The 1368-nt window shown below is 70.0% G+C and carries 1 protein-coding gene; it reads right to left on the reverse strand.

The annotated features are described in order from the left end of the window. Positions 1-178: 178 nt before the first annotated feature. Complete coding sequence (locus MXD57_RS31265; RefSeq protein ID WP_441350710.1) at positions 179-1315, reverse strand: IS701 family transposase; 1137 nt, start codon at positions 1313-1315, stop codon at positions 179-181. Between the last annotated feature and the right edge of the window lie 53 nt (positions 1316-1368).

Genomic DNA, 1368 nt, shown 5'->3' on the forward strand with positions numbered 1-1368 from the left:
TAGTACTGCAGCCGCAGTTATGGGGGTCGGTGGCCTCGGCGGCGGTAGTGGCTGAGACGAGCGCGGTGTTGATGGCGGCGGCGCCAGCGTGACCAGTGCAGGATGTGACCGGCTTCGTGCCGGATGGCGTGGGTGAATCTGCTCAGCAGGCGCCGGATCTCGTTCACGCTCAGTCGGATCAGATCACGGCCGTATCCCCCTTTTCCTGAGCGGTGGCCCGGACCGCGGTCAGGTGGGCGGCGGCGGCCATGGCCAGGGTGATGTGCCGGTACCAGGCCGGGTAGTGGCGTACTTGGTAGTGGTCGAGGCCGGCCTCGTTCTTGGCGGCCTGGAAGCACTCCTCGATCGCCCAGCGGGCTCCGGCGGCGCGGACGATCTCGGCCAGCGGGGTGCCCGCGGGCGCATGCGCCAGGTAGTAGGCCCGTTCGCCGTCGGTGAGGCTGCGGCGGATCAGCAGGGCGTCTTCGAGGCCGTCGTCGCGCTCGCCGGGCAGTGGGACCAGGGCCCAGGCGTATTCGCGCAGGCCGTGGGCGCCGTCACCGGCGGAGCGGATCTCCCAGGCATGCTCGGGCAGGATCGCCGAGACGGTGCGGGCGTTCTGCCCGCGCGGCCCGCACCGGTGCTTGCAGGAGATCGCCAGCACGTAGCTCAGGCGCTGCTCGGCCAGCCAGCCGCGCAGGACGGGGTCCTGGCCGTAGACCTCGTCACCGGTCACCCAGCGAAACGGCACGTTCGCCGCAACCGCCCGCTCCAGCATCGCGCGGGCCAGGGCCGGCTTGGTGCGGAAGGCGACCTCCTCGCCGATCCTCGCGTCCGACCGGCGGGCCGGATCCTCGGTCCAGGAGGTGGGCAGATACAGCTCCCGGTCGATCAACGCCCGCCCCTTGGTGGAGGCGTAGGCCAGGAACACCCCCAGCTGGCAATTGTCGATCTTCCCGGAGGTGCCGGTGTACTGCCGCTGCACGCCGGCCGACCGGGTGCCCTTCTTGATGAAGCCGGTCTCGTCCACGGCCAGCACGCCGTCCTCAGCGCCGAGATGCTCCAGCACGAAGCCGCGGACTTCGTCACGGACCGCGTCGGTGTCCCAGTCGGCCTGGTTCAGCAGCCGCTGCATGCCGTCCGGGCACAGCTCGCCAGCCTGCTCGGCCAGTGTCCAGCCGTTCTTGCGTTCCAAAGGCGCGAGCAGCCCCCGCAGATACTCCCTTGCCCGCCGGCGCGGCTCAGACCTGCGGAAATGCCCGGCGATCCGATCATGCAAAACGTCCAGACCGGCCGCCCAGCGGTGCACCTCATCCACCGTGACGTCCCCACCCATGCACAGCTCAACGAGCAGCCAGACCAATCGTCACAGCAACTGCGGCTGCAGTA

Origin of the sequence: Streptomyces cellostaticus, assembly GCF_023630175.1 — a bacterium.
Classification (GTDB): domain Bacteria; phylum Actinomycetota; class Actinomycetes; order Streptomycetales; family Streptomycetaceae; genus Streptomyces; species Streptomyces cellostaticus_A.